This is a genomic window from Avibacterium volantium (genome assembly GCF_900635775.1).
GTDB lineage: Bacteria > Pseudomonadota > Gammaproteobacteria > Enterobacterales > Pasteurellaceae > Avibacterium > Avibacterium volantium.
This window is the reverse complement of the sequence record NZ_LR134167.1, coordinates 246957-266706: the sequence shown is the minus strand read 5'-3', so window position 1 is coordinate 266706 and position 19750 is coordinate 246957. Positions and strand designations below refer to the sequence as shown.

Sequence of the window (19750 nt, the reverse complement as noted above, 5' to 3'; positions counted from 1 at the left end):
CGGCGTAACCGCCCAAGGTTACGCCAATTTTAAAGGAGTAAACACAATGACGCTTTTAACCTTAAAAGAATTACAAGCAATGAAAATCGGCGGCAGAACAAAAATCTATCATCTCGTCAAATCAGGCGATTTTCCAAAGCCGATCAAAATTGGCAAACGTAGCTTATGGCAATTAGAAGACGTGCAAGCGTGGTTAGATCACAACAACCCAAACAAGGAAACACCGCAATGAAAAAAGAACAAATCGAATTTATTCGCGCATTTATTCATTTGGGAATGGAAGAACAATTAATTGTAATGTTTTTTCTTTATATGGATATTCAAAGAGAGGATACGCTAAAAAATCCAGCATCTTTCAGAGCCCACCTTTTCAAATTAATGAATGGCTTCACCACGGCACAGAAAAAGCAATTAATTGAAATGTGCAAGCAAGAAATGGCAGGAAAAAAATGAAAGGTTTAAAAATTCAATGCCCAGAATGTGGAAAAGCATTAAATATCCGCACATCAGAACGCCCCAGCGCGTGCGTAACACAAGCCCTTGTTTACTGCGTGGAATGCGATATTAAAGGCACAATCACCGCCCAATTAAGCGACATTAAAAAAGGCGTATTTAAACCGGTTACACCCAGCCATAAATGGCAACAAGATCCCAAATGAACGGGGCAAAATTCAGGCAAAGAAAAAGCGCACCTGTGATCTGCCAATCGTGCGCTTTAAGTTCCCCTTAATAACCAACAAGGTAAGGATTTATGAAGGATTGTTTCATTATGATTAAAAATAACCATAAATCAATGAGTAATATTACACTAATAAGAAAAAATAACAACTTATTTTCAATTATTCACGCATATTTATTGACAAATGCCCAAGCTTCAAATTATGCTTTCCCCGCTTTCGCAAAATCGAAAGCCAGCCGTGAGAAGCTGAATATACCAAAGGCGAACAGCACGCCAACCCGTGCTTTTTTTGTTCGTAGATTTCACACACCCAAAAAAAACCGCCCAGCGGTAATTCTCTCTATGATGGCGTGTAGTGGGCAATCCTTGCGATTGGCTAGTTTTCCTTTGGTACTAGTTTCTCACCCTGCTACACGCTATCGCCAAACCGTGAGAAGTTTCGCGATAGCCTTTAATCAATCAACCAAAGGACTATCAGCAATGATCTACAAATTCCAATTAGTCGGCTCTCGCCTACACGTTTCAACCTATGCCAAAAGCGAAGCGCACGCGCGCCAATTCCTAAACCTCACCCCACAAGAGGCGATTTGCTTTGCCCGCATTAAGGGGGTGCGCTATGCGTAATCTCACACCAGAAAACCTTACAGAAAAAGTAAAAATCATTGAGCACTTTCTCGCAGAAACAAAGAAAGCGCTAAAAGCTAACCAGTTAGAAGAGGCAAAACATTGCTTAAAAAGCGTGGAATTAACGGCATATATTCCAACTTATGCACAAAATACAGAAGCAAGGTTTTATATCGATGAGATATTAACAGATGAGCAAGCTCAACTAGGCGTTCACTTTGTAGAACACTTCTTCAATGCCGCTAAAGTGTATTTACATAATGGAAATTTGCGTGGCGTAACACATTCATTGCAAGCCATTATCAACGGCTTACCCACTCAAATTAGCCAAAATAGGGGGCTAGAATGAAAAATAAATTACAACACATTCAAGCACTGAATGAGCAATTTAGCGCTGAATTAGGAAACTTAGCAACATTTCCTTATTTTTATGAAACTTTAGCGGCATTCAATTTAGGTGAAGACGCTAGTGAAAAATTAGAGCGAGTAAATGCAATGGCGCAGATAGAACAAGTTTACCTAAAACGCTTAGAAAGCCTGCAAGAGGAAATACATTCTCAATTAAGTGAATTGGTTACATCAGAGGTTAAGTTATGATGAACGGAAAGAGAAAATACAAGCCAACCAAACCAAAACCGCAAGAAGATCAAATCATTCTAATTGGTGATGAAGCGTGGCAAGCGTGGGATAACGGAAACGGCACATTATGGCAAATGCTCAATGAAAACTTGCTTAAATTAGGCTGCGATTTCAAGCCTTATATTTTTGGCGAAAATCCGCTTAAAAATATCCCCGCACAAACCCTTGCGCCAAAAACGCAAGAATACATTAAACTGTTTGAATGCGGGCAATTAAGCGAACCCCAACGCACAGCAATTTGCCATAATTTAGCCACCAAAACCGCCGCAAAAGTGGTTTCTTTGCATAATGTTGCAACTGGGGAATTAATCGAAAACTTTAGCCCCTATATTGAGCGCATACGCAAAGGCGAAGCGGAAACGGCAAAGATCATCGCACAAGCCAGCATTGACCAAAACGCCCCGAAAACATCGCCTTACATTGATTACAGAGAAAACGGGCTACTTGAAGGGCTTTTCTATGTTGTGCCAAAGCTAGACAAAGATACGGGCGAAGTGCTGCGGGAAGATTTGAAATGGATCTGCGATAAACTGGAATTAGTCGGCAAAGGTAAAAATGAAAACGGCGATTATTTCTATATTTTCCAATGGCACAACCCAGACGAAAAAGAACCCCGCATTGAAGCCATAAATTGCGGTGATTTTGGTACTGATACCGCTTGGCGATTGCTCAAAAACCAAGGCTTTAAAATGACACCGAAAACAGGGATTGCACAAAACCTTGTTGAGCATTTTCACGCCTTGGGGCTAAATGTGCAATCTTGGGCGGTTACACATTCCACAGGTTGGCATAATGGGGCGTATTTATTGCCTAGCGGTGAGATTTTGGGCGAACCTAGCCAACCTATTATCTTCAAAAACAAAAGCGCCAATGCGGGCGGCTATGACACCAAAGGCACGCTTGAAAGCTGGCAGCAAGAAATTGCCCGCTATGCCAACAAAAACACGTCTATGATGTTAGGCATTGCTACCGCCTTAGCTAGCCCGCTTTTACGCCTGATTAATGCAAAAAGTTTTGGCGTTCATTTATTTAATTCTTCAAGTAAGGGGAAAACAACCACGCTTAACATTGCCAATAGTCTTTATGGCAACCCTGATTTAATTGATTTAAGCTGGAACACCACAGCCACCGCCCTAAATAACGAAGCGGCAGCCAGAAATGACGGCTTTATTACCCTTGATGAATTAGGGCAAGCCAAAAAGATTTATGACGTGGAAAATATCGCCTATTCACTTTTCAATGAAAAAGGGCGGGCCAAAGGAATGAAAGAAGGCGGCAATGATGAGCTTTCACGCTGGAAAATCACCGCACTTTCAACGGGTGAAAAAGACGTAGAAGGCTTTTTGCAATCCAAAGGGGTAAACATTAATGCAGGCCAATTAGTGCGGCTTTTGAATATTCCTTTAATTGAAGCCAATCACCTACACGGCTTTGCCAACAATAAAGCCCACGCCGACCACCTGAACGAAGCCAGCCTAAATCATTATGGCGTAGTGGGGCGTGAATGGATCAAATACATTGCTGAAAATAAAGCCTTTATCAAAGCAGAATATCAACGCTATAAAACCGAATGGGCGGAACGCCTAGCCAATAACACCGCCGCACAGGTGCAACGGGTAGCAAGCAATTTTGCCATATTAGAAACCGCTTTACAGACCGCACGGCATTTAACCTTATGGGCGGAAGCGGATAATCGGGAATGCTTAATTCAATCGTTCAATGATTGGCACATCGATTACGGCACAGGCGAACGGGAAGAAGAAAAAATCATAGAATTCTTTAATGGCTGGCTTGACGAAAACGCAGAAAGCGGCTTTATTCAAGTTCCTGAACCCGCCACGCAGCGGATTATTCAAAAAATCTTGGGCTATCGCATTCTAGATGGCTTTTGCGGTGAAATTGAGCATTTTTATATTCACCCTAAAGCCTTTAAAGACGTGATTAAAGAAAGCGAATTTCCCCGCAAGTTAGTTTATGAAGCAATGGAAAAGCACCAAATGCTAAAAACTGGCACGGAACAAAAACAAAGACCCTATCAGCACAAAGTGCCTACACAATTAGAACGGTATATCAACAGCAAGGGAAAACGCTTTTTTATCGTCTATCCCGCATTGATCGAAGAAACCGAAAAACCCGAAGAATAATCACCGCACTTACTCAATAAGCCAGCTTTTACAAGTTGGCTTTTTTTTGCTCAAAATCTTACAACACCAAGCAAGCTATAAAATACAATTTTACTAGGATAGATAAAATAAATTGGGAAAGTGGGAAAACAGTATTTAATACATATATTATTAAATATAAATCAACAAGTTATAGAAAAATAATTTTCCCACTCTTTCCCAAAATGCTAAAAATATTCCCAAAAATGGCGTTTTTCTTCCCAATTTTGAAAAAGTAGCACATTCACATAAAAACGAATAAAAAATAGCCAATTTTATCAAAATCCCAAATTTTTGGGCAAAAAATCCCAAAATTTCCCTTGAAAATCCCAAATTGATTTTTGCTATAACTCATTGAATAATCACAGAAAAACGGCGATTTTTCCCAATTTCCCACTTTCCCAATTGTTTTCTACACTCAGACAAAAAAAATTTTTTTTACGCTGCTAGAAAAAGTATTCTACCAATTTACCTAAAAAACATTTTCACCGCTGTAAAAATCCCCAGCCTTGCCGCCTTTTCGATTCCTGCTTTATACTCAAGCAGGGATTTTAGATCCCTGCAGCAAACAAGAAAAAATAAAATAGATATAAAATTCAAAGAATTGGCGTTAAAAAATGGAGTTGCCCACGTTCGCCATTTTTCGGATAATAAAAAACCTTGCAAGCGCGCAAGGTTTTGTTTTATCTAGAAATTAGTTGGAATATTGATTAATCGCATTGGCGATTTCTTGATCTTTATAGATATTCTGAACCGTTTCGTTTAATGCCTGTCCTAGCACTTTTTGAATATTGGCATTATTGGCACGCAGTGCGCCCTCTTGGCTACGTGTTGAGCCGATATTTTTGTTGAATTGCCCTTTCGCACCCTGTACTTGAACGTTGATTTGTACATTCGCGGTGATTTTATAGCGTAAATTGCCTTGTTCTACATCGGCATAGAATTTGTTGATATTCACAATCACATTGGTGTTAGATTGAGCTGGCGTTGCGGCAATGCGAAATCCTTTGCCATTTAGATCTTGTTTGATCACTTGATCGAAAATCTGAGCTGGTTTTGGTTCGGCAAAAAGTTTAAAGATTTTTTCGTCATACACATAGCTTGATACTTCAGGCTGTTGGCGCGCATCACGCGTGAGGATATTGAGTATCGCGTGTTGATTTGCCGCATTGAATTGCACGCTTGGGCTAGGTGGCGTAAAAGTGATTGTGTTACTTGGCTGAGATTGGCACGCGGATAATAATACGGCACTTGAAAATAAGGTGATAAGAGAGAGTTTAGCAAAACGCATAGTCATTTCCTCGCTAACAAAAAAGATACGGCTATTCTTGCAAACTTCAGTATGAATGTATAGTCTTTGCAAAAGCAAATTTTTATTGTGTTAGTTTATAAAAAAAAAGGAAAGGATAATGGGTGTTCAACAAGTTTTAGAACAAAAAATTTCGCAAAAATTTGCACCGCACTTTTTGCATATTGAAAATGAAAGCCATATGCACAGCTCAGGGCGTGGTGTAGATTCGCATTTTAAAGTGGTGCTAGTGAGTGATGCGTTTAATGGGGTGAGAAAGGTTGCGCGTCATCAAATGCTGTATCAATTATTGGCGGAAGAATTGAAAAATGGCATTCACGCCTTGGCGTTGCATACTTATACCTTAGATGAATGGCAAGCGTTGGAGCAGCAGTTTCCGAAATCACCAAATTGTTTAGGGGTTGGACAATAATTTATACCTAATAAAAGGTAGTATAAATTCATAATATTCAGCAAAAATTGATTTTCCACAAAAACAGCGGTCTTTTTTTCTAAAATATTGGAAAAACCGCCCTTCAAAGTAGCACGAACGTTATTAATTGGTTAAAATAACTAGCTGACTTGTATCAAAATTTTAACTTATATCGCTTATTGGGTTTAGTAAACGGTATAAAATCTAAACAGAATTTGAGTTTTAAATTTATGTGGTTGGAGTGGACATTGTTGCGATGTGTTTGCATTCATCGTTGATAATTAAGCAAAAATCATTACTCAAGACGAGGTTATCGCATTGAGTTTTATCTTGCGATAGCTATATTTTTAATCTAACGAAAAGTGGTGCATACAATATGATTACGATTAAAAAAGGCTTGGATCTTCCTATCGCTGGGAAGCCAGAACAAGTAATCCATAACGGCAATGCCGTTACTGAAGTTGCCTTGCTTGGCGAAGAGTATGTGGGAATGCGTCCTTCAATGAAGGTACGTGAAGGTGATGTGGTGAAAAAAGGTCAGGTGCTTTTTGAAGATAAAAAGAACCCCGGCGTATTATTCACTGCCCCTGCAAGTGGTACTGTAACTGCGATTAATCGCGGTGCTAAGCGTGTGTTGCAATCAGTAGTGATTCAAATCGAAGGTGATGATCAGGTTACCTTTAACAAATATTCCGCCGATGAGCTTAAAAGTTTAACTTCCGAGCAAGTTCGTCAAAACCTACAAGCGTCAGGGCTTTGGACAGCACTTCGTACTCGTCCATTCAGTAAAGTGCCTGCTGTTGATGCTGTGCCATCTTCTATTTTTGTTAATGCAATGGATACCAATCCATTAGCCGCTGATCCTGAAGTGGTATTAAAAGCACATTGGGACGATTTTACCAATGGTTTAACCGTGTTAAGCCGTTTACACGAAGGCAAATTGCATTTATGTAAAGCGGGCGATAGCAATATCCCAACGGTGGATTTACCAAATTTAGCCGTACACGATTTTGGCGGCCCACACCCAGCGGGCTTAAGCGGTACGCATATTCACTTTATCGATCCGGTTAGTGCAACGAAAACGGTTTGGTATTTGAATTATCAAGATGTGATCGCATTTGGTCGCTTATTTACCACGGGTGAACTTTATAATGACCGTGTGATCTCATTGGCTGGCCCACAGGTGAAAAATCCGCGTTTAATTCGCACCCAACTTGGTGCTAACTTAGCCCAATTAACTAAAGACGAGTTAAAAGAAGGTGAAAACCGTATTATCTCAGGTTCCGTGTTAAGCGGTCATAAAGCGGAAGGTGCGGTAGATTATTTAGGACGTTATGCGTTACAGGTTTCTGTGATTGCAGAAGGTCGTGAGAAAGAGTTCCTAGGTTGGATTATGCCAGGGGCGAACAAATATTCTATCACCCGTACTGTGTTAGGTCATTTCGGACACAAATTATTCAATTTTACCACCGCACTTAATGGTGGACACCGTGCAATGGTGCCAATTGGCGCTTATGAGCGTGTAATGCCATTAGATATTATCCCGACGTTATTATTGCGTGATTTAAGTGCAGGCGATACGGACAGCGCTCAAGCATTAGGTTGTTTAGAGTTAGACGAAGAAGATTTAGCACTTTGTACGTTCGTTTGCCCAGGTAAAAATGATTACGGTCCAATGCTGCGTGCAGCCTTAGATAAGATCGAGAAGGAAGGTTAAAAATGGGTTTAAAACATCTTTTAGAGAAAATGGAACCTGCTTTTTTACCGGGTGGTAAATATGAGAAATGGTATGCCCTTTATGAAGCAACGGCAACTTTCTTATACACGCCAGGTACGGTAACGGCGAAAGCTTCTCACGTCCGTGATGCGTTAGATTCTAAACGTATGATGGTATTAGTGTGGTTGGCATTATTCCCAGCAATGTTCTACGGTATGTTTAATGTGGGTGAGCAATCTATTCTTGCATTAAAAGTGGGCGATTTTGCACAGAACTTGGCACAAAATGTGGCGAATGACTGGCATTTTGCTTTAGCCAATGCATTGGGGTTGGTTTCACCCGATGCTGGCGTGCTAGCAAAAATGGCATTAGGTGCAATTTTCTTCCTTCCAATTTATTTAACCGTATTCCTTGTGGGCGGTTTCTGGGAAGTGTTATTTGCCACAGTGCGTAAACACGAAATCAACGAAGGTTTCTTCGTAACCTCTATTTTATTAGCCCTTATCGTTCCGCCAACATTGCCATTATGGCAAGCGGCGTTAGCGACAACGTTTGGGGTTGTGGTGGCCAAAGAAGTGTTTGGTGGTGTAGGTAAAAACTTTATGAACCCAGCATTAGCAGGGCGTGCGTTTTTATTCTTTGCTTATCCAGCACAAATTTCAGGGGATTCTGTATGGATCGCGGCTGATGGTTTCTCTGGCGCAACCGCACTTTCACAATGGGCAACAGGCGGTCAAGGTGCATTAAAACAAGTAACCACAGGTCAGCCAATTCAATGGATGGACGCATTCTTAGGAAATATTCCAGGTTCAATCGGTGAAGTTTCTACCCTTGCATTATTAATTGGTGCAGCGGTAATTGTGTTCGCACGTATTGCTTCTTGGCGTATTATCGCCGGTGTGATGATCGGTATGATTGCCACTTCTACCCTATTTAATGTGATTGGTTCAGACACTAACCCATTATTCTCAATGCCTTGGCATTGGCACTTAGTATTGGGTGGTTTTGCTTTAGGTATGTTATTTATGGCAACTGACCCAGTATCAGCCTCATTCACCAACAAAGGTAAATGGTGGTACGGTGCATTAATTGGTGCAATGGCGGTGATTATTCGTGTGGTTAATCCAGCTTATCCAGAAGGAATGATGTTAGCCATCTTATTAGCTAACTTATTTGCCCCAATTTTTGACTATCTGGTTGTTCAAGCAAATATCAAACGTCGGAGAGCGCGCAATGGCTAAGTTTAATAAAGATAGTGTTGGCGGAACAATCCTTGTTGTTGTTTTAGTCAGCTTAGTTTGCTCAATTATCGTAGCAAGTGCGGCAGTAGGTTTAAAACCGACGCAAAATGAGCAAAAATTATTAGATAAACAGAAAAACATTCTCAGTGTAGCAGGATTATTACCCGCTAAAGCAAAAGGTGCGGAAATTAAAGCCCTTTATGCAGAAAACATTGAGCCGAAAATTGTGGATCTTGCAACGGGTGATTATGTAAGCGACATCAAAAACTTTGATGCGCGTGTTGCGGTAAAAGATCCTGCAGAAAGCGTAGCAATTAAACCTGAAGAAGATAAAGCTGGCATTAAAGTGCGGGCGAAATATGCTGAGGTTTATTTAGTGAAAGATGCACAAGGCAAAACTTCACAAATCGTGTTACCAATTTATGGTACAGGATTGTGGTCTGTGATGTATGGCTTTGTGTCTGTTGCGCCAGATGCAAATACCATTAAAGGGATTACTTACTATGAACAAGGTGAAACCGCAGGTTTAGGGGGCGAAATCGCTAATCCAAACTGGCAGAAATACTTTGTGGGTAAAAAACTCTTTAATGCTCAAGATCAAGTAGCGATTAAAATTGGCAAAGGTGCTTCAGCAGATAAAGAACACGGTATCGATGGTTTATCTGGTGCAACCTTAACCACAAAAGGGGTACAAGGTTCTTTTGATTACTGGTTTGGTCGCGATGGTTTTGGCCCGTATTTAGACAAACTTAGAGCGGAGGCTAACTAATGGCTAATGCAAATATGAAAAAATTATTGTTATCTCCAATCGTGAACAACAACCCAATTGCATTGCAAATTTTGGGGATCTGTTCAGCACTTGCGGTAACGACAAAATTAGAAACTGCGGTGGTAATGGCAATCGCAGTAAGTTTAGTAACGGCATTTTCAAGTTTCTTTATTTCTTGTATCCGTAACTATATTCCAAATAGTATCCGTATTATCGTGCAAATGGCGATCATTGCATCATTAGTAACCCTTGTGGACCAAGTGTTGCAAGCCTATGCTTATGAGTTATCTAAACAGCTTTCGGTATTCGTTGGCTTAATCATTACCAACTGTATCGTAATGGGTCGCGCAGAAGCATTTGCAATGAAAGAGCCACCATTGGCAAGTTTTGTTGATGGTTTAGGTAACGGTATCGGTTATGGTGTGATCCTAATCATTGTCGCATTTTTACGCGAATTAATTGGTTCAGGTAAAGTATTTGGCATTACCGTGTTACAAACTATCCAAGACGGTGGTTGGTATCAAGCAAATGGTTTAGCCTTACTTGCGCCAAGTGCGTTCTTTATCATCGGCTTCTTGATTTGGGGCTTAAGAACTTGGAAACCAGAGCAAGTGGAGAAATAAGATGGAACACTATTTAAGTCTATTTGTTAAGTCCATTTTTATTGAAAATATGGCACTTTCTTTCTTCCTTGGTATGTGTACATTCCTTGCGGTTTCAAAGAAAGTTTCAACAGCCTTTGGTTTAGGGATCGCGGTAATCGTGGTATTAGGTATCGCCGTGCCAGCAAACCAAATTGTTTATACTCACATCTTAAAAGATGGTGCGTTAGTAGAAGGCGTAGATTTAAGTTTCTTACGCTTTATCACCTTCATCGGTGTGATTGCGGCATTAGCACAAATCCTAGAAATGGTTTTGGATAAATTTTTCCCCGCACTTTATAACGCATTAGGGATCTTCTTACCGTTAATCACCGTAAACTGTGCGATTTTCGGTGGGGTATCTTTTATGGTGCAACGTGAATACAACCTTGCTGAATCGGTAGTTTATGGTATCGGTGCAGGAACAGGTTGGATGCTTGCTATCGTAGCACTTGCCGGTTTAACTGAAAAAATGAAATATGCTGATATTCCAGCAGGCTTGCGTGGTTTAGGGATCACCTTTATCACCGTAGGTCTAATGGCGCTTGGCTTTATGTCATTTTCAGGTATTCAGTTATAAGAAGGGGATACTAAATGGAAATTATTTTAGGTATTGCAATGTTCACTGTGGTGGTTTTAGCGTTAGCAGCAATTATCTTGTTTGCTAAATCTAAACTCGTAAACTCAGGGGACATTACTATTGAAATCAATCACGATCCAAGCAAAGCCATTCACTTGCCAGCAGGTGGAAAATTATTAGGCGCATTAGCAAGCAAAGGGATTTTCGTTTCTTCAGCTTGTGGGGGCGGTGGCTCTTGTGGTCAATGTGTGGTGAAAGTAACTGAGGGCGGTGGTGATATTCTACCAACAGAACTTTCTCACATTTCAAAACGTGAAGCGAAAGAAGGTTATCGTCTAGCTTGTCAGGTAAATGTTAAAACCAATATGCAAATTGAATTACCTGAAGAAGTATTCGGTGTGAAAAAATGGGAATGTACCGTTATTTCTAACGATAACAAAGCAACCTTCATCAAAGAGCTTAAATTACAAATTCCTGAAGGGGAAGAAGTACCATTCCGTGCGGGTGGTTATATCCAAATTGAAGCAGATCCACATACGGTTTATTACAAAGACTTCGATATTCCAAAAGAATATCACGAAGATTGGGATAAATTTGATTTATGGCGTTATGTGTCAAAAGTGGACGAGCCAATTGTGCGTGCTTACTCAATGGCTTCATACCCAGAAGAGAAAGGCATCATTATGCTAAACGTGCGTATTGCTACACCACCACCACGTATGCCTGATGCTCCACCAGGACAAATGTCTTCTTATATTTGGTCATTAAAACCGGGTGATAAAGTGACAATTTCTGGTCCATTCGGTGAATTCTTCGCGAAAGATACTGATGCAGAAATGGTATTTATCGGTGGGGGTGCAGGTATGGCACCAATGCGTTCACATATCTTTGACCAACTAAAACGTTTGAAATCAAAACGTAAAATGTCATTCTGGTACGGGGCGCGTTCAAAACGTGAAATGTTCTATGTAGAAGATTTCGATACCCTACAAGCAGAAAACGACAACTTCCAATGGCACGTGGCACTTTCTGATCCATTGCCAGAAGATAATTGGGACGGCTACACAGGCTTTATCCACAATGTGCTTTATGAAAACTATCTGAAAAATCACGAAGCACCAGAAGACTGTGAATACTATATGTGTGGGCCTCCAGTGATGAACGCAGCAGTAATCAAAATGCTCAAAGACTTAGGTGTTGAAGACGAAAACATCTTATTAGATGACTTTGGCGGTTGATAACGCTGTTAAATAAAGAAAAAGAGCGGTCAGATTTCTGACCGCTTTAGCCATTTTTAGCCACAGAAAAATTAGCGATAGATTTATGTTAAGAAAAGTCAAAACGGTTTACGGCTGGGGCATCGCCTTACTCTTGGTGAGTAGCCTAACTGCCTGCCAAAAAGATCCCGAAATTGTTACCTTAAGCGGTAAAACAATGGGGACTACTTACCACATTAAATACATCACCGCAGAAGCAAGCCAATCGGCAGCGGATACCCACGAAGGGGTGGAAAAAATCTTAAAAGACGTGAATGACAAAATGTCCACCTATATTCCTACCTCTGAATTAAGCCGTTTTAACCAAAACCGCGCGGTGAATACTCCGATTGAAATTTCAGCGGATCTAGCCAAAGTGATAGGTGAAGCCATTCGCTTAAATAAGGTTACACAAGGCGCATTAGATGTTACCGTAGGCCCATTGGTGAACCTATGGGGATTCGGCCCAGAAAAACGCGTAGAAAAAGCCCCAACTCAACAACAGCTTGATGAACGCCGTGCGTGGGTAGGCATTGAAAAATTAAAACTGAGCGAAAGTGCGGGTAAATTTTACTTAGAAAAAGCCGTACCAGAACTTTATGTAGATTTATCGTCCATCGCCAAAGGCTTTGGTGTTGATCAAGTAGCGGACTATCTTGAAAGTTTGCACGTTGGCAACTATATGGTGGAAATTGGCGGCGAAATCCGAGCCAAGGGCAACAACAGCGAAAACAAGCCTTGGCAAATTGCTATTGAAAAACCTACTACGGACGGTTCTAGAAGCGTGGAACAAGTGGTCGGCTTACATAATTTGGCGATGGCCACTTCTGGCGATTATCGCATTTATTTTGAAGAAAACGGCGTGCGTTATTCCCACGAAATTAATCCGCAAACAGGGCGTCCAATTCAGCATCATTTGGCGTCAATCACCGTGCTTGATCCCTCATCAATGACGGCAGATGGCTTATCCACAGGCTTGTTTGTGCTTGGTGAAGATGAAGCCCTCAAAGTAGCGGAGCAGCAACAATTAGCGGTATATTTAATCATCAAAACAGAAAGTGGTTTTGAGGTAAAAATGTCTTCCGCATTTAAACAATTAATCAATCCATAAAGGTGAAAAAATGGAACTGTTTTTTATTACTTTCGGCTTTTTCCTTGCGGTGATTTTAGCGATGTCCATCGGCTATATCATCAAACGCAAATCCATTGCAGGCAGCTGCGGGGGGATTTCTTCCCTTGGCTTAAAGAAAGTATGCGATTGCGATGAGCCTTGCGATAACTTAAAAGCCAAAGTGGAAAAAGGCGAAGTGGACGCATCAGAATTAGATCGCTTCAACAAAAGCGAAACGAATTTCTACGAAGTAAAATAATTTCCGAATAAACAAAGTGCGGTCAAAAATTTGAAAAAATTATGATGAAATCAAAAACTTATGAACAATATTTCCCTGCATTAAGCGAAAGCCAACGTGCAGAAAACAGCAAAATTAAAGTGATTTGTGGAATGTCTGGCGGCGTGGATTCTTCCGTTTCCGCCTTTATTCTTCAGCAACAAGGCTACCAAGTGGAAGGCTTGTTTATGAAAAACTGGGAAGAAGACGATGACACCGATTACTGCACCGCAGCCGCAGATTTAGCGGACGCACAAGCGGTATGCGATAAGCTCGGCATCAAATTACACAAAATTAATTTTGCTGCTGAATATTGGGACAATGTTTTTGAACATTTTTTAGCGGAATACAAAGCTGGCCGCACGCCAAACCCTGATATTCTGTGCAACAAAGAAATCAAGTTTAAAGCCTTTTTGGAATATGCCGCGGAAGATCTGGGGGCGGATTATATCGCTACAGGGCATTATGTGCGCCGCCGAGATCACAATGGCAAAGCGCAATTATTGCGTGGTTTAGATCCTAACAAAGACCAAAGCTATTTCCTTTACACCTTAAGCGAAAGCCAAGTGGCGCAAAGTCTGTTTCCTGTGGGCGATATTGAAAAGCCCGTGGTGCGTGCCATCGCAGAAGATTTAGGCTTGGTTACCGCGAAGAAAAAAGATTCCACCGGCATTTGTTTTATCGGCGAACGTAAATTCAAAGATTTCTTGGCGCGTTATTTGCCAGCTCAACCAGGGGACATCAAAACCACTGAGGGCGAAGTCATCGGTCGCCACCAAGGTTTGATGTATCACACCTTAGGGCAACGCAAAGGCTTAGGCATTGGTGGCGTGAAAGGTAAAGCGGAAAATGCGTGGTATGTAGTGGAAAAAGATCTCACTAACAATGTGTTAGTGGTCGCTCAGGGCTTGGATAATTCTGCCTTGCTTTCCAGTGGATTAATCGCGCAACAGCTGCACTGGGTGGATCGCCAACCGATTCGCGAACCCCTGCGTTGCACGGTGAAAACTCGTTACCGTCAAACAGATATTCCTTGCCAAATCATTCCCCTTAATGATGACAGCATTGAAGTGCGTTTTGATGAACCGCAAATTGCAGTAACCCCAGGGCAATCTGCCGTGTTCTACCAAGGGGAAATTTGCCTTGGCGGCGGCATTATTGAACAATCAATCAAATAAAAATTTCGCGAAATTCCACCGCACTTTATCTTGCCAAGTTGTATGAATAAAGTGCGGGGCAAATTTCTCAATTTTTTTCGGCTTAGTGAAGAAACGGCTATGTGGCACAGAATTTACACTTGCATAATGTATCTTGTTCAACCGCTGATTTGGCTCTTTATTTTGTTGCGTAGCCTAAAAGCGCCAGCTTATCGTCAGCGGATTTTGGAGCGTTATGGCATTTATCGCGCCACACAAACTCCGCCAAAGCCGAATGGTGTGCTAATCCACGCGGCGTCCGTTGGGGAAGTGATTGCAGCCACCCCGTTGGTCAAAGCGATTCAACGCCATTACCCTGAATTATCCATTACCTTGACCACTGTTACGCCAACAGGCTCTGAGCGTGTTAAAGCTGCTTTTGGTGATCAAGTCAGCCATTTTTATTTGCCTTACGACTTACCAGGGGCGATTAAACGTTTTGTTCGTTTCATTCAACCGAAAGTCTGTATTGTGATCGAAACTGAGATTTGGCCAAATTTAATTTATCAGCTACACAAACAGCACATTCCGTTTATTATCGCCAACGCCCGTTTATCTGCCCGATCAGCAAAACGTTATGGCTGGCTGGAAAGCTATATCCAAGCCATTTTAAGCAAAATCAGCCTGATTGCGCCGCAGGATAACATCAGCGGACAGCGTTATCTCAAACTGGGCTACGATCCAGAAAAGCTCAAGCTCACAGGAAATATTAAATATGATTTAGTGCTAAGTGAGAGCTTACTCACTGAAGCCGAAAAGCTAAAAGCCCAATGGAAACAACAACGCCCAGTGTGGGTTGCCGCCAGCACCCACGAAGGCGAAGAAAGCCTGATTTTAGAAAGCCACCGTTTATTATTGCAAACCTTTCCCGATTTATTGCTGATTCTCGTGCCACGCCACCCAGAACGTTTTAACGAAGTGGCGGAGCAAATTGAAAAACAGCATTTCACCTTTGTGCGCCGCAGTGAAAATCGTGCGCCACAAGCCAATACCCAAGTGGTGCTAGGTGATACAATGGGCGAGTTAATGTTGATGTACGCCTTGGCTGATGTCGCCTTTGTAGGGGGCAGTTTAGTGAAACGAGGCGGACATAATCCCCTTGAACCGCTCGCTTTCCAAATTCCTGTGGTGAGTGGTAAATATACCTTCAATTTCCCCGAAGTTTACCGCAATTTAATGGAAGTTCAGGGCTTTGTTGAAGTGAATAATAATGCTGCAGCCATCGCAAGAGCGGTGGAAATTTTGCTAAATTCATCAGCCTTGCGTGAGCGCACAGGGAAAGCGGGCTATGGCGTATTATTAGAAAATCGCGGTGCTTTACAACGCTTGCTTGATTTACTTCAACCTTATTTAGAAGCCCCATAAACACAGAATTTTGCCTGAACACCATAGCAGAACTTAAAGGAGAAAAAATGACAACCGTAATTTACCCCGGCACCTTTGATCCCATCACCAACGGGCATTTAGATATTATTGAACGAAGTGCGGTGCTTTTTTCCAAAGTTTTTGTTGCCATTGCTGCCAGCCCAAGCAAAAAGCCCTTATTCGATTTAGATACCAGAGTGAAAATTGCACAGCAAGCGGTCGCTCACTTACCCAATGTGGAAGTGTTTGGCTTTGCTGATTTGCTGGCTAAGGTGGTGCAAGAAAAACATATTCACGCTATTATCCGCGGCGTGCGAACCACCACCGATTTTGAATACGAACTACAGCTCGCCAGCCTAAATCGCTTATTAACCAAAAATGAAAATGGGCAAGGCGTGGAAAGTTTATTTTTCCCACCTAGCGAAAAATGGGCCTTTGTTTCTTCCACCATCGTGCGAGAAATTCATCTACACGGCGGAGATGTCAGTGAACTTGTGCCGCAAGCCGTGTTGCAAGCAATGAAAGATCCTATTGAAAAATAACAGGATATAAAAATGGGGCGAACTTTCGCCCCAAGTTTTACCTATTATTTTCCCCATACACCTTACAGCAAACTCACTTTAAAGGTGCAATCCCATTGGGTTTCGTTCAAACGATAAGCCTCCTTGAGCACTGGCCCACAAGAGTTTGAGCCAATGCCACTCATTTTATAATCCACACACAGCACGCAGTAAGGGCTTTCTTGTAAATCATAATGATGCTTTTTGCTTGCCAATTCTTCTTGGCTATAAGGAGAAAGGTTAAAGCTGAAGGGTTGCTGGGCAGTGATGTACAAACCACCTTCCGCACCGGTTAATTTAACAAAAGAGCAATGGTAGTGGCTGCCATTTTCCTGCGGTTTTAAATAATCAACGTGATTTTGCCGTGGGGTTGTTTGATAAAGCCCAAGCTGAGTGGCGTGGTGTTTATCAATATAGCTTTCGCCGTTGCCATAGGCAAAATAACGGGCTTGCCATTGTTGTTTAGCTAAGTAAAAACGTAGTCCAAAGCGTGGCAAAAAAGGTAAGTGCGGTGCTTTTTTGGCGTGAATTTTGATCTCAAAATAGGCGTGATCAAACAAATGATATTCCACATTAAGATCTAGAATTTTGCTTTGCGAAACCGCTAGCAAAGCGCAGTGAGCTTGTACGACTACGCGATCTTGCCGTTGTTCCACTTGCATTGTGTAGGCTCGGCTATAAGCCTGATGATAGCCTGCTGCAAACCAATGTGCTTTGATTAAGCTATCGTTATCCAATGGCGCGCGCCAAATATTAAAATCCAGCGGACGGTGAATAATCGGATGTTGTGCAGAAAGCAGTTGAGAGAGAATGCCTTTTTGTTTATCAAAAACATATTTCGTGTTGCCAAAGGTAATGTGGATTTCCCGTGAGCTGTGCTGGATATGGGCTTGCTCTGGCAGACGTGGGGAGTAAAAACTAGACAGCTGTTTGTCGCCAAATAAACAAAGCTGATCCGCGCCGAGTAAATGATTTTTTTCCACTAAAGGCGTGGCGTGTTTGGTGCGATATTCTAAATTTAACAGCCATAAACTGCCATTATTTGGTGGCAAGGTGAAAGGTAAAAGTGCGGTGTGTTTTGGTGGGATTTTTGGCGTGGCAATTTGTCCTTGCTGCACGAGAACCGCATTTTCTAATAGTTGATAGTGAATGCTCACGGCATCTTCTGCGTGGGTAAAATCAAGATAATTGGTCAGTTCAATCTGTCCATTGTGGTATTTGGCGCGTAAAGGACGTTGCACGTTTTTGAGTTCAAGCAAATTGCTTTGAATGTGGCGATCTGCTCGCACTAAACCGTCTGCACAGAAATTGCTATCGTTAGGGAAATCACCAAAATCGCCACCGTAGCCCATTTTTTTAGATTGTGGCAAATAAGGGCTGTGATCGCACCATTCCCACACAAAACCACCGCAAGCACCTGCGTGCTGTTCTATCGCTTGGAAATAATCTTCCGCATCGCCGCAAGAGTTACCCATTGCGTGTAGGTACTCACAGAGTAAATAAGGTTTCGTGTTACGCTCAGTGGCGAAATAGGCTTCTATATCTTCTGTGCTGCGATACATTTCGCTGTGTAAATCTAAGTGCGTGGTATCATTTTGGTGATCGGAATGTTGGAAAATCGCATTTTCATAATGCACTAAACGAGCGGGATCAAAAGCCTTCACCCAGCGAGCAGCAAGCTCGAAATTTTCACCGTAGCCACTTTCATTGCCGAGCGACCAAATCAGCACACTAGGGCGATTTTTATCTCGCTGCACATTGGCTTGTACACGATCTAAAATCGCTTGTGTGAAATCTGGGCTTCGTGCCATATAACAATAATTATCAATAACTTGCTGGCGAATGGCAGCCTGATCAGACACCGTTTCTACGCCAAGTAAAATGCTTTTTTCGGGGCTTGGCACATAGACGGCATTGGTGCCGTGGCTTTCAATATCTGCCTCGGCGATCAAATAAAAACCGTAGCGATCGCACAATTCAGCAAACCACGGAGCGTTAGGATAATGAGCGGTACGAATGGCGTTGAAATTGTGTTGCTTCATTAGGCGTAAATCTGCCATTGCCTGCTTTTCACTGATCGTGTAGCCGCTTTGTGGATCGCTGTCGTGGCGGTTTACCCCTTTAAATTTTATGGGCTGCTGGTTGAGTAATAAAACGCCATTTTTTACTTCAATCTGGCGAAAGCCAATTTTTTGGCAAATCACTTCTTCGCCATAGCAAATCAATAAATCGTAACACTGCGGCGTTTCGGCATTCCATAATTGAATGTTTTCTACGCAGAATTGGTTCTGTTCGGTATGGAAAAGTTTTTTTCCTTGTGGATCAAAAAGATGATAAGTAATTGTTGGGGCATTTTCAGGCTGGCGGAAAAAAATATTCAAATTTACCACCGCACTTTTTAAATCCTCAGAAAGGGTGGTCTTGATGAAAAAATCTTGCAGATAATTTTGCTCGCGTTCCAATATATACACATCTCGGAAAATGCCGGACATTCGGAATTTATCTTGATCTTCTAAATAACTGCCATCACACCACTTTAATACTAAGGCAGTAAGGTGATTTTCCCCTTGCTGTAAATAATCGGTGAGATCAAATTCTGCAGTGCAGTGGCTGACTTGGCTATAGCCTATAAATTGTTGATTCACATAAAGGAAAAGGCAGCTGTCCACCCCTTCAAAGTTAATCAAGTAGCGTTTGTTGGCGTTGGGTTGAAAATTGAAAGTGCGGTGATAAAGTCCGCAAGGATTTTCCTGTGGAACATAAGGCGGATCAAAAGGAAAAGGATAATTCACATTGGTGTATTGATGTTGATCGTAGCCTTGAGTTTGCCAAGTGGAGGGCACGGGAATGTGCTGTTGAAAGTTGAAATGGAGGAAGTTTTCCGGCAAATCCCAATAACTCTTAAAATAATGAAAATCCCAATTTCCATTGAGATCAATGAAATAGGGAGAAAATTCTCGCGAATTTTGCACCGCACTTTGCATATTAGGGTGTGGAATAAAATAGGCGTGATGGGGCGTGGTGTTTAGGTGTAGCACCTTTGGATCTTGAAAGTAATTAGGTAAAAACATAAGGCAGCCTAAATAAGTTGTGATGCAAAAAATATACGCCAATTCTTAGCGAAAGTGTGGACGAAAGAGAAAATTTGTGAGAACGATCACGGAATAAAATTAATGCTTTAAAATCAATCTATTACAAGTGGATAAAATCAG

General features: G+C 41.7%; 21 protein-coding genes. 19 read left to right on the top strand and 2 right to left on the bottom strand.

Translation table 11 applies throughout. From position 1 onward, the window contains the following. Nucleotides 1–46: 46 nt before the first annotated feature. The 7 genes from ELZ61_RS01335 to ELZ61_RS01305 all read left to right on the top strand — a co-directional run bounded on the left by ELZ61_RS01335 (nucleotide 47) and on the right by ELZ61_RS01305 (nucleotide 4086). Nucleotides 47–232 (top strand): helix-turn-helix transcriptional regulator, encoded by a 186-nt coding sequence (locus tag ELZ61_RS01335; RefSeq protein ID WP_103854389.1) that lies wholly within the window; start codon nucleotides 47–49, stop codon nucleotides 230–232. Next, a complete protein-coding gene (locus ELZ61_RS01330; RefSeq protein WP_103854390.1) occupies nucleotides 229–453 on the top strand; it encodes a hypothetical protein in 225 nt (74 codons plus the stop codon). The genes ELZ61_RS01335 and ELZ61_RS01330 overlap by 4 nt, the downstream gene beginning before the upstream one ends. Beyond that, nucleotides 450–659 (top strand): transposase, encoded by a 210-nt coding sequence (locus tag ELZ61_RS01325; protein WP_103854391.1) that lies wholly within the window; start codon nucleotides 450–452, stop codon nucleotides 657–659. The genes ELZ61_RS01330 and ELZ61_RS01325 overlap by 4 nt, the downstream gene beginning before the upstream one ends. Nucleotides 660–751: 92 nt before the next feature. Beyond that, on the top strand, nucleotides 752–1303 hold the full coding sequence (locus tag ELZ61_RS01320; RefSeq protein WP_126370899.1) for an ash family protein: 552 nt from the start codon (nucleotides 752–754) through the stop codon (nucleotides 1301–1303). Beyond that, complete coding sequence (locus ELZ61_RS01315) at nucleotides 1296–1652, top strand: hypothetical protein (protein ID WP_126370897.1); 357 nt, start codon at nucleotides 1296–1298, stop codon at nucleotides 1650–1652. The genes ELZ61_RS01320 and ELZ61_RS01315 overlap by 8 nt, the downstream gene beginning before the upstream one ends. Beyond that, nucleotides 1649–1900 carry a hypothetical protein gene (locus ELZ61_RS01310; protein ID WP_126370895.1) on the top strand — a complete coding sequence of 84 codons (252 nt, stop codon included), beginning with the start codon at nucleotides 1649–1651 and terminating at the stop codon, nucleotides 1898–1900. Before ELZ61_RS01315 ends, ELZ61_RS01310 begins: the two co-directional genes overlap by 4 nt. Beyond that, nucleotides 1897–4086, top strand: coding sequence for a DUF927 domain-containing protein (locus tag ELZ61_RS01305; protein ID WP_126370893.1), 2190 nt, complete (start codon nucleotides 1897–1899; stop codon nucleotides 4084–4086). The genes ELZ61_RS01310 and ELZ61_RS01305 overlap by 4 nt, the downstream gene beginning before the upstream one ends. A gap of 712 nt (nucleotides 4087–4798) precedes the next feature. Here the strand turns inward: ELZ61_RS01305 and ELZ61_RS01300 are convergent. Continuing rightward, entirely contained in the window at nucleotides 4799–5401 is a 603-nt protein-coding gene (locus ELZ61_RS01300) for a YajG family lipoprotein (RefSeq protein ID WP_422386249.1), read from the bottom strand. 112 nt (nucleotides 5402–5513) lie between these two features. Between ELZ61_RS01300 and ELZ61_RS01295 the strand changes: the two genes are divergently transcribed. The 12 genes from ELZ61_RS01295 (at nucleotide 5514) to coaD (ending at nucleotide 16520) form a co-directional block, all read left to right on the top strand. Then, entirely contained in the window at nucleotides 5514–5825 is a 312-nt protein-coding gene (locus tag ELZ61_RS01295) for a BolA family protein (protein ID WP_126370889.1), read from the top strand. A 376-nt stretch (nucleotides 5826–6201) separates the two neighbouring features. Then, on the top strand, nucleotides 6202–7542 hold the full coding sequence (locus ELZ61_RS01290; protein WP_126370887.1) for a Na(+)-translocating NADH-quinone reductase subunit A: 1341 nt from the start codon (nucleotides 6202–6204) through the stop codon (nucleotides 7540–7542). Nucleotides 7543–7544: 2 nt separating this feature from the next. Then, a complete protein-coding gene (locus tag ELZ61_RS01285) occupies nucleotides 7545–8783 on the top strand; it encodes an NADH:ubiquinone reductase (Na(+)-transporting) subunit B (RefSeq protein WP_126370885.1) in 1239 nt (412 codons plus the stop codon). After that, nucleotides 8776–9552: a Na(+)-translocating NADH-quinone reductase subunit C gene (locus tag ELZ61_RS01280; RefSeq protein WP_103854398.1), complete on the top strand. Its 777-nt coding sequence runs from the start codon at nucleotides 8776–8778 to the stop codon at nucleotides 9550–9552. The genes ELZ61_RS01285 and ELZ61_RS01280 overlap by 8 nt, the downstream gene beginning before the upstream one ends. Continuing rightward, the gene (locus ELZ61_RS01275) at nucleotides 9552–10175 is read left to right on the top strand and encodes an NADH:ubiquinone reductase (Na(+)-transporting) subunit D (RefSeq protein WP_103854399.1); all 624 of its coding nucleotides are present in this window, start codon (nucleotides 9552–9554) and stop codon (nucleotides 10173–10175) included. The genes ELZ61_RS01280 and ELZ61_RS01275 overlap by 1 nt, the downstream gene beginning before the upstream one ends. Nucleotide 10176: 1 nt before the next feature. Beyond that, nucleotides 10177–10773: an NADH:ubiquinone reductase (Na(+)-transporting) subunit E gene (gene nqrE / locus ELZ61_RS01270; protein WP_126370883.1), complete on the top strand. Its 597-nt coding sequence runs from the start codon at nucleotides 10177–10179 to the stop codon at nucleotides 10771–10773. A 14-nt stretch (nucleotides 10774–10787) separates the two neighbouring features. Continuing rightward, nucleotides 10788–12011 (top strand): NADH:ubiquinone reductase (Na(+)-transporting) subunit F, encoded by a 1224-nt coding sequence (gene nqrF / locus ELZ61_RS01265; RefSeq protein WP_126370881.1) that lies wholly within the window; start codon nucleotides 10788–10790, stop codon nucleotides 12009–12011. A gap of 85 nt (nucleotides 12012–12096) precedes the next feature. Beyond that, the gene (locus tag ELZ61_RS01260) at nucleotides 12097–13140 is read left to right on the top strand and encodes an FAD:protein FMN transferase (protein ID WP_126370880.1); all 1044 of its coding nucleotides are present in this window, start codon (nucleotides 12097–12099) and stop codon (nucleotides 13138–13140) included. Nucleotides 13141–13150: 10 nt separating this feature from the next. After that, complete coding sequence (gene nqrM / locus ELZ61_RS01255) at nucleotides 13151–13399, top strand: (Na+)-NQR maturation NqrM (RefSeq protein ID WP_103854402.1); 249 nt, start codon at nucleotides 13151–13153, stop codon at nucleotides 13397–13399. A 44-nt stretch (nucleotides 13400–13443) separates the two neighbouring features. Beyond that, nucleotides 13444–14595, top strand: coding sequence for a tRNA 2-thiouridine(34) synthase MnmA (mnmA, locus tag ELZ61_RS01250; protein ID WP_115250133.1), 1152 nt, complete (start codon nucleotides 13444–13446; stop codon nucleotides 14593–14595). 99 nt (nucleotides 14596–14694) lie between these two features. Next, on the top strand, nucleotides 14695–15978 hold the full coding sequence (waaA, locus tag ELZ61_RS01245; RefSeq protein ID WP_126370878.1) for a lipid IV(A) 3-deoxy-D-manno-octulosonic acid transferase: 1284 nt from the start codon (nucleotides 14695–14697) through the stop codon (nucleotides 15976–15978). A gap of 47 nt (nucleotides 15979–16025) precedes the next feature. After that, nucleotides 16026–16520: a pantetheine-phosphate adenylyltransferase gene (gene coaD / locus ELZ61_RS01240; protein WP_126370876.1), complete on the top strand. Its 495-nt coding sequence runs from the start codon at nucleotides 16026–16028 to the stop codon at nucleotides 16518–16520. Nucleotides 16521–16582: 62 nt separating this feature from the next. On the opposite strand, the gene ELZ61_RS01235 is transcribed toward coaD, so the two are convergent. After that, nucleotides 16583–19609 (bottom strand): glycoside hydrolase family 2 TIM barrel-domain containing protein, encoded by a 3027-nt coding sequence (locus ELZ61_RS01235; protein ID WP_126370874.1) that lies wholly within the window; start codon nucleotides 19607–19609, stop codon nucleotides 16583–16585. Nucleotides 19610–19750: the final 141 nt, after the last annotated feature.

Excerpts from the sequence above, each read along its gene's own strand:
- ELZ61_RS01335 (WP_103854389.1), top strand. The coding sequence starts at position 47 with ATGACGCTTTTAACCTTAAAAGAATTACAAGCAATGAAAATCGGCGGC.
- ELZ61_RS01330 (WP_103854390.1), top strand. The coding sequence starts at position 229 with ATGAAAAAAGAACAAATCGAATTTATTCGCGCATTTATTCATTTGGGA.
- ELZ61_RS01325 (WP_103854391.1), top strand. The coding sequence starts at position 450 with ATGAAAGGTTTAAAAATTCAATGCCCAGAATGTGGAAAAGCATTAAAT.
- ELZ61_RS01320 (WP_126370899.1), top strand. The coding sequence starts at position 752 with ATGAAGGATTGTTTCATTATGATTAAAAATAACCATAAATCAATGAGT.
- ELZ61_RS01315 (WP_126370897.1), top strand. The coding sequence starts at position 1,296 with ATGCGTAATCTCACACCAGAAAACCTTACAGAAAAAGTAAAAATCATT.
- ELZ61_RS01310 (WP_126370895.1), top strand. The coding sequence starts at position 1,649 with ATGAAAAATAAATTACAACACATTCAAGCACTGAATGAGCAATTTAGC.
- ELZ61_RS01305 (WP_126370893.1), top strand. The coding sequence starts at position 1,897 with ATGATGAACGGAAAGAGAAAATACAAGCCAACCAAACCAAAACCGCAA.
- ELZ61_RS01300 (WP_422386249.1), bottom strand. The coding sequence starts at position 5,401 with ATGACTATGCGTTTTGCTAAACTCTCTCTTATCACCTTATTTTCAAGT.
- ELZ61_RS01295 (WP_126370889.1), top strand. The coding sequence starts at position 5,514 with ATGGGTGTTCAACAAGTTTTAGAACAAAAAATTTCGCAAAAATTTGCA.
- ELZ61_RS01290 (WP_126370887.1), top strand. The coding sequence starts at position 6,202 with ATGATTACGATTAAAAAAGGCTTGGATCTTCCTATCGCTGGGAAGCCA.
- ELZ61_RS01285 (WP_126370885.1), top strand. The coding sequence starts at position 7,545 with ATGGGTTTAAAACATCTTTTAGAGAAAATGGAACCTGCTTTTTTACCG.
- ELZ61_RS01280 (WP_103854398.1), top strand. The coding sequence starts at position 8,776 with ATGGCTAAGTTTAATAAAGATAGTGTTGGCGGAACAATCCTTGTTGTT.
- ELZ61_RS01275 (WP_103854399.1), top strand. The coding sequence starts at position 9,552 with ATGGCTAATGCAAATATGAAAAAATTATTGTTATCTCCAATCGTGAAC.
- nqrE (WP_126370883.1), top strand. The coding sequence starts at position 10,177 with ATGGAACACTATTTAAGTCTATTTGTTAAGTCCATTTTTATTGAAAAT.
- nqrF (WP_126370881.1), top strand. The coding sequence starts at position 10,788 with ATGGAAATTATTTTAGGTATTGCAATGTTCACTGTGGTGGTTTTAGCG.
- ELZ61_RS01260 (WP_126370880.1), top strand. The coding sequence starts at position 12,097 with ATGTTAAGAAAAGTCAAAACGGTTTACGGCTGGGGCATCGCCTTACTC.
- nqrM (WP_103854402.1), top strand. The coding sequence starts at position 13,151 with ATGGAACTGTTTTTTATTACTTTCGGCTTTTTCCTTGCGGTGATTTTA.
- mnmA (WP_115250133.1), top strand. The coding sequence starts at position 13,444 with ATGAAATCAAAAACTTATGAACAATATTTCCCTGCATTAAGCGAAAGC.
- waaA (WP_126370878.1), top strand. The coding sequence starts at position 14,695 with ATGTGGCACAGAATTTACACTTGCATAATGTATCTTGTTCAACCGCTG.
- coaD (WP_126370876.1), top strand. The coding sequence starts at position 16,026 with ATGACAACCGTAATTTACCCCGGCACCTTTGATCCCATCACCAACGGG.
- ELZ61_RS01235 (WP_126370874.1), bottom strand. The coding sequence starts at position 19,609 with ATGTTTTTACCTAATTACTTTCAAGATCCAAAGGTGCTACACCTAAAC.